This is a genomic window from Bacillus sp. AY18-3, from assembly GCF_008042305.1.
Classification (GTDB): Bacteria; Bacillota; Bacilli; order Bacillales; family Bacillaceae_G; genus Bacillus_A; species Bacillus_A wiedmannii.
Map to the genome: position 1 here is coordinate 418,476 of NZ_QKQR01000013.1, position 6,298 is coordinate 424,773.

Here is a 6,298-nt window from a genome sequence, read left to right on the forward strand (position 1 = left end):
TATAATATGTATGTTGAGAAAAAAGTTATCTATCATCATCTATGTACATTCATAAAATACTATTTCTTATTTCCACTCAAGTAAATCAGAGATTTATACTTTTTCATAAAATAAGAAACATTACTTGTAGTAAACATATTGTTTACTTTATAATTTATTAAGAACTGGATACTTTCTATAAAGGAGGTTGAATGATGATCGGAGAAATAATAAAAAAACTAAGAAAAGAAAAAAATATAACTCAAGAACAACTAGGTGCTGCTGTTGGTGTTTCCAAAATGGCTATATCTTATTTTGAAAAAGGAAAAAAAGCCCCTGGTCGTGAAACATTAGAAAAAATAGCTGATTTTTTCAACACTACAACTGATTATCTGTTAGGTAGATCAGATGACCCGGAATTAACTGAATTTGAATCTAGGGTTGTGACTGAAGAAGGAAATAATATAATAAAGCTAATAGAAACTCTCCCGAAAGAAGAGCGTCAAAAAGCATGGGAACAACTAGAAATGTATGTTAACTATATAAAATTAAAAAATAACACTAAATAAAAAATAACCTCATTCGTTCATGTTTAATAAGTTAACAAAGATAAACCGAATGTTGAAACGCATCAGTTTATTTTTTTTACTATAGAATATAAATTTTAACATGCCACTTAAAAAATTCAGCATATTTTATTTTTTAAGTAGCATGTCAAATTGAAATTGTATATTCCTGAGTAATGCCCAGTATACTAAATGTTGCATATTTGGTATTATTTTTTTGTTTTAACATTTTCTCATAACTTTTAGAATTGAAACTGATTACTTTTGTTTCTGTTTTTTGTTTATAGTCCTTAATAATTAGCACCGGAATAATCGATTCATTATATTTTCTAAACTGTTGCAGATTCCATTCATCTGCAACATCCTTCATAATGAATGGAATAGAATTTTCTTGTAACCACTCTTTTACATCGATTGTTTCCATTTTTTTGTTCTTTGTACTGCTTTGTAGGTTTATTTTCACTACATGCTCCTAATAAGATAGCGGCTACTCCAACTATTAATAATAATCTCTTCGCTACGCTTTCCCCCTAGCTTTATAACACATACATAAATGTTAAATTTCCCTATCAACGAACACTCTCTTTGCTAGGGGGTATCAATACAATACAGTCCATTCTTCTTCTCTTTTAACTATTTGTACTGGAATCTAAAAACTCAAAAAAACCAGGTACTTCCAATCCATTAATAACATCTACTTTTTCAAATATCTTCATCTTAATTTCTTGTTCTAAATCTTCTCTTTCTTGATAGGGCGTATTTTGTAAACAGCTACAAATTTTAAATTTGAAAATCCGTAAGATTTCCTCATAATTACAACTATTTAAATTTGGATTTTTTAATTCTATCATATATTATTCCACCCCTATTAATTGTGATTTAAGTGTTTTTAAAGCTTTTTTATGATTATAAGAAATAGTCTGCTCTGATACCGATAGAATTCGTGAAATTTGTTTATTATTATATTGATGAACATAGTATAAATTTAATATTTCCAACTGCTTTTTACTTAATAAACTTAAACCCTCGTATAGTAATTCATCTGTTATATGCTCTTTTAAGTGCGTTTGCTTTTTTTCGAATTGCATATAAGTAATGTCTGTTAAATCATCGCTCATTAAGTCTAAAATAGTCGTATGATTCTCTCCTTCATTAGTAATTGGTTTATCTAAATTTAATATATTTCTCTTATTATTAATGGAAACTTTTTTATCAAACCCTATAGAATAAAAGTAAATTAAGTTACTAATATAACTTATGATTTTTACTTTTTTAAAATAAGATTTAAAAGCTTTATCTAGTAACTGTTTGTTATCATTTGTTGGTTTTTCCATAGCATTAAGAAATAACCCATAATTATCTGAATCCTTAAGAAAATTCCGCATGATAGGATCTTCTAATTTTTCTTGATATAAGCTATAAAAATGATCTATGTCTATGTTATTCAAAAAATAACCTCCTAATATTAAAAAATACTCTAAGGATACAAGGTGTTTTTACATAGGTCCTAAAGTAATTGCAATTAACCACAAAGCACTTTTCTTTTCTGCTCAGCAGTGTTTTTAAAATGTATTTTTAGTACAAAATATTTTTTTAAAAATATTCATTACTTCCTTGCGAAATTTGTTTTCTATTTCCTTATCCATTGTTAGTATTAGAAATAATTGTTTCAAACAGAATTCCTCCTTGTGTTGATTAGAAAAAAGATTTAAAGAATAAATACCTAACTAAGAAATTCATAAAATTCTAGTTTTTAAAACGTTTCAAATACTTATAACAGACTAAACAAAAGCAATGCCCAAGGGACATTGCTTTTTAATTAGTATTTGATTGTTATATAAGATGGACTTGCTGTAATATAAAATGTCATGTTTTTACTATTATGAACTTTATATTGTTTGGAACCATTCACCATAATCTCAGCATCTATAATAAAACCTTCTCCAACATTTACAACACCAGCAACATCTTTATCTTCCCAAGAAGGCGATTTATAGAAGCGTAAATTATCTACCTTAGATAAAACTCGGTGTCCTACAATTGATGCACTCACATTCTCCTTTGTATCAAGCCTAATATAAGATGGATCATATTTTATCCATTGATTGTCTCCAATATTTAACCATCCATTTTGTTCACTTAATACAGCATAAGATTCTGGCTTGTTTATTTGACGAATTACTGAATAGCTTGTCCCAGGTCCTTTTCGTACATTAATATTCGTTCCTTCTACATATACACCCTTATTACTAGAAGGTACATTTACTTCCAATGATTTCCTAACATCAAGTTCACCATTAGAATGAGCGTATGCCCACTTTACATCAGAACGAAATTGAGCCTCTGAAACACCGTGTGTTAATAAATAATCCAAAGGATCTTCATGCGTTGTCCCCCCAAGATGTCTACGGACATCGTCATGTGTCCATAACCCTTCTTCAACCGATAATCCCTGATTACGCAAAATCATCGCAAGTAGCTTCACATATTTATCGTAGGAACGCTTGAATTTATCATAATCAGCAGTTTCACAAAGCTCTACATGTACAAATCGGCTATTTGCATTTGGACCTGCACCGTATGCAATATACTTTGTATCCGCAATTTGAATTGTTTCATTCCAATCTACTGCATAATGTACAAAAGCTGAACGCCATGTACGAGTTTCATATTTTTGAATATTAATAGCTGGTGCCTCTGGTGTTGCTGTACTATGTGCGACAACTCCTTCATATGCACCAACACCATTTCGATAAGGAATTTTCGGTAAGTCTTCTATAAAAAGAGTTCTATCAGCAAAAGCACCTGTAGCAAAACTTACTAAAGACATACATGTGATAAATACAAGGGTAAATAAACTTGATAATTTTTTCATAAATCAGTCATCTCCCTTTTTTCCTAAAATTTGTTTAATTTCAGATACATCTTTAGATAGAGCACCAAATGCCTCAGCTTGTTTAGTAATAACAATTTGATTTTCTGTGATTGTTTGTTGATATCTTTCTTCTCGCCCTTTATTTTCCTGGCGTGTTGATTCTAATAATTCTTTACTCTCTTTCCTTGTTGAAAATAGCAGCCATACAAATAAGGCGCCAAAGGCACCTTGCGATAGCATAATATTTACAATCTGTTCTTCCATTATATTCATCCCCTTTTTTCCATAAAAAAATAGAAGCACTTATATGCTTCTATTTTTCAAACAATATTTTGTTAAATATTTAAAACCCATTTTACTTTAACGCTTTTTTAAGTATTTCTAATTGTTTATTTAGCAACATTTAATTTCCGATATTTAAAATTAAATATCTATTAACTTTCTACAATCCAGACAATTATTTTATAAATGTATTCGTTACATACAAGCAAAACATTTTTCATAGATACAAAATTAGAAAAATATAGGATATATCATTATCCTAACCGACTTACTAACATTACTTGGAATAAAATTTATTTTTGACCCTCTCCCATCCACTCCTACTCACTAATATTATACCAATAATTAATCAAGTGCAGTGTAACATAAGTGTAGCATGCGTGTATCATCTATTTATCAGGTTCTGGCGCATAAATTTTATGGCAATTGCAATAAACCTAAAAATTAAAGACATACTGATACTACTAAACTAAAGAAGGTGCGTGATTAGTATGGAAAAGAAAAATGTATTCAAATAGAAACCTTTTGACCTAATATTATTTATTTAACAGTAAGATGATGTCAGCAATACAACCCCATTTTTCTTAATTTAGTAGAAATGATGGAGGAACGAGGCTTATCCATTTCTCATACAACGATTACTCACTATGTTCATTCATACGTTCCTCAATAAAATAAATGAATAATCCTACGTTCCCTTAAACAAATACCTAGAAGTCGATGAAACATATATCAAAATAAAAGGTCAATGGATATACTTGTATCGTACTGTTAATCCAAAAGGAAATACATTCGATTTTCACCTAAGTAAAACAAGAGTTTCGAAGGCTGCTAAGACCTTTCCAAGAAAGGCTTGCAGCATAAGATACAATTCCCTTAGGAATCTATACGCTTTATTATCTTTTATTCTATTTTTGCACTAGAACCTTCTTTTTTGCTTTGCTCTTTGAGATATGCTTTTTCTTCTTTTGGAGTAGCTAATCTTTTGGCTTTCCCCGTACTTTCCCCACCTGCTTGCTCCAACATATAATTATGTTCCTCAACCGCCTGAGAAAAATCTCCTTTTTCCCAACGCTTTAAAATCTCAACATATTTTTCTTTTTCGAGTATTTTATCACTTTGATCTAACAAGTGACGGAGCTTTTTAATATTCTCAGGAGACATTACGATAAACCCAATCTTTGTATCAGCTATTACTTTTTGATGCAACATTTTGTGCATAGAGTCGATTATGACACCCTCTGAGTTAACTAAATCGTCAATTTTCTCACCTTTGGCAACAACGATTTTCTCTTGTGCTTGCTTATTATCACTTCCGGAATTGAAAAACATTCCCACCATATATCCTATAAATATACCAAATAACACAACACTGACTACAATCATTGAAAACTTTGTCCACCTATTCATTTGTTGAATCACCCCTTTTCAAGAAATCAATCCATTTGCAATATAGCCCCTATAAAGCACTTTAATATTTGCACTTTGTAGTAATTAGAGCATAAACTTAACCACTATTTTATATTTTGTATGTTTTACTAGAACATTACAATAATTTTCATCTTTTTTCTCTTCTACCGATAAAAAACTTATATTTTCAATCAATTTGATAACATTGATTTATAAGGACAGATTCAGATAATGAGTGTTTGCCCCATCGCTATCAACTAAAAAAACAGGTCCCCCCCCCAAAACAGTAAAAATAAATAGATTGCTTCTCAATTTAAGTATATTTTAAGTGTTAATATTTGCCTAATAATATTATAATTTATATATCAAAAATATAATTGAGGGTTATAACTGTTGTGCCTTTAAAACGGACAAATGGGAACGAATTATTTTTAATGATTATACTGTTACGTTATTGCAAAGATTAATAGAGTTAAAAAGTATGCCACAAGTTACATTGAAAGATGCTTGCAAATTACTCTTAAAAGAAGTATTGAGAGAATTAAAAAACACAGTAGAATTACAACAAAAGCAATTACAAAATCAAAATGAACAGATAGCCCAATTAACAAACTTATTGGAATCGCAACAAAAGTTATTAACTCATTCTAATGCTATAGAAAAACAACAGGTTACTGATCGTGATAAAGCTGTTATGACTGTTATGCGAGAACTTCAAGAAGTAAAACAGATGGTTGCGGCAAGTAATGAAAAGAAATGGTATCAATTTTGGAAGTGATTTGCTGAGTCATAGCGTTTATGCCGTGAAAGTTCTTTGATGATGGGGGTTCGGAGGCTCGCGGTCAAGGGAATCGTGGAATAAAAGCGAGGACGGACCCCAGGACAGGGCAAAAACCAAGGTCTTCGCCAAGATTTGTGGTTTTATTGTTAGAAAAGGCGAATAAGAATATAGCATACATACAATAAGGGAATGCAGTATAGATCAGTCTATAAGCATTCCCTTGTTATTCTTTTGGTTTTAAAAATCGGGGGATTTTAAGTAATTAAATGAATTTGAAATGGTATTATTTACAATGTATAAAGTGTTTAGAAGGAGAATGAAAATGAAGATATTACGGAGTAAAACTACTTGTTTTGGAATAGGAATGAATATTATTTTTTGTATAGCAATATATATATATATTGC

The 6,298-nt window shown here is 30.1% G+C and carries 8 protein-coding genes and 1 pseudogene; 3 read left to right on the forward strand and 6 right to left on the reverse strand.

Features of this window, described 5'->3' with window-relative positions:
* The first annotated feature begins 194 nt into the window (after positions 1–194).
* Complete coding sequence (locus DM800_RS13735) at positions 195–548, forward strand: helix-turn-helix domain-containing protein (protein WP_000578775.1); 354 nt, start codon at positions 195–197, stop codon at positions 546–548.
* A 145-nt stretch (positions 549–693) separates the two neighbouring features.
* Here DM800_RS13735 and DM800_RS13740 read toward each other — a convergent pair whose 3' ends face one another.
* From DM800_RS13740 to DM800_RS13760, 5 genes are all read right to left on the reverse strand, one after another.
* Complete coding sequence (locus DM800_RS13740; protein ID WP_255446988.1) at positions 694–1,008, reverse strand: hypothetical protein; 315 nt, start codon at positions 1,006–1,008, stop codon at positions 694–696.
* Between the two features lie 166 nt (positions 1,009–1,174).
* Positions 1,175–1,396, reverse strand: a complete 222-nt coding sequence (locus DM800_RS13745; protein WP_147787023.1) for a hypothetical protein — start codon at positions 1,394–1,396, stop codon at positions 1,175–1,177.
* Between the two features lie 3 nt (positions 1,397–1,399).
* Complete coding sequence (locus DM800_RS13750; RefSeq protein ID WP_255446989.1) at positions 1,400–1,993, reverse strand: sigma-70 family RNA polymerase sigma factor; 594 nt, start codon at positions 1,991–1,993, stop codon at positions 1,400–1,402.
* Positions 1,994–2,364: 371 nt separating this feature from the next.
* Positions 2,365–3,420 carry an N-acetylmuramoyl-L-alanine amidase gene (locus DM800_RS13755; RefSeq protein ID WP_147787024.1) on the reverse strand — a complete coding sequence of 352 codons (1,056 nt, stop codon included), beginning with the start codon at positions 3,418–3,420 and terminating at the stop codon, positions 2,365–2,367.
* Positions 3,421–3,423: 3 nt separating this feature from the next.
* Positions 3,424–3,684, reverse strand: coding sequence for a BhlA/UviB family holin-like peptide (locus DM800_RS13760; protein ID WP_000392449.1), 261 nt, complete (start codon positions 3,682–3,684; stop codon positions 3,424–3,426).
* 553 nt (positions 3,685–4,237) lie between these two features.
* On the opposite strand from DM800_RS13760, the pseudogene DM800_RS29625 reads away from it, so the two are divergent.
* A pseudogene (locus DM800_RS29625) lies at positions 4,238–4,556 on the forward strand (DDE-type integrase/transposase/recombinase); the annotation flags it as partial.
* 49 nt (positions 4,557–4,605) lie between these two features.
* On the opposite strand, the gene DM800_RS13770 reads toward DM800_RS29625, so the two are convergent.
* Positions 4,606–5,112, reverse strand: a complete 507-nt coding sequence (locus DM800_RS13770; RefSeq protein WP_147787025.1) for a DUF6241 domain-containing protein — start codon at positions 5,110–5,112, stop codon at positions 4,606–4,608.
* 373 nt (positions 5,113–5,485) lie between these two features.
* On the opposite strand from DM800_RS13770, the gene DM800_RS13775 reads away from it, so the two are divergent.
* On the forward strand, positions 5,486–5,890 hold the full coding sequence (locus DM800_RS13775) for a DUF3967 domain-containing protein (RefSeq protein ID WP_147787026.1): 405 nt from the start codon (positions 5,486–5,488) through the stop codon (positions 5,888–5,890).
* Positions 5,891–6,298 lie beyond the last annotated feature (408 nt).

Coding starts and splice junctions, on each gene's coding strand:
- DM800_RS13745 (WP_147787023.1), bottom strand. CDS start 1,396: ATGATAGAATTAAAAAATCCAAATTTAAATAGTTGTAATTATGAGGAA.
- DM800_RS13755 (WP_147787024.1), bottom strand. CDS start 3,420: ATGAAAAAATTATCAAGTTTATTTACCCTTGTATTTATCACATGTATG.
- DM800_RS13735 (WP_000578775.1), top strand. CDS start 195: ATGATCGGAGAAATAATAAAAAAACTAAGAAAAGAAAAAAATATAACT.
- DM800_RS13760 (WP_000392449.1), bottom strand. CDS start 3,684: ATGGAAGAACAGATTGTAAATATTATGCTATCGCAAGGTGCCTTTGGC.
- DM800_RS13770 (WP_147787025.1), bottom strand. CDS start 5,112: ATGAATAGGTGGACAAAGTTTTCAATGATTGTAGTCAGTGTTGTGTTA.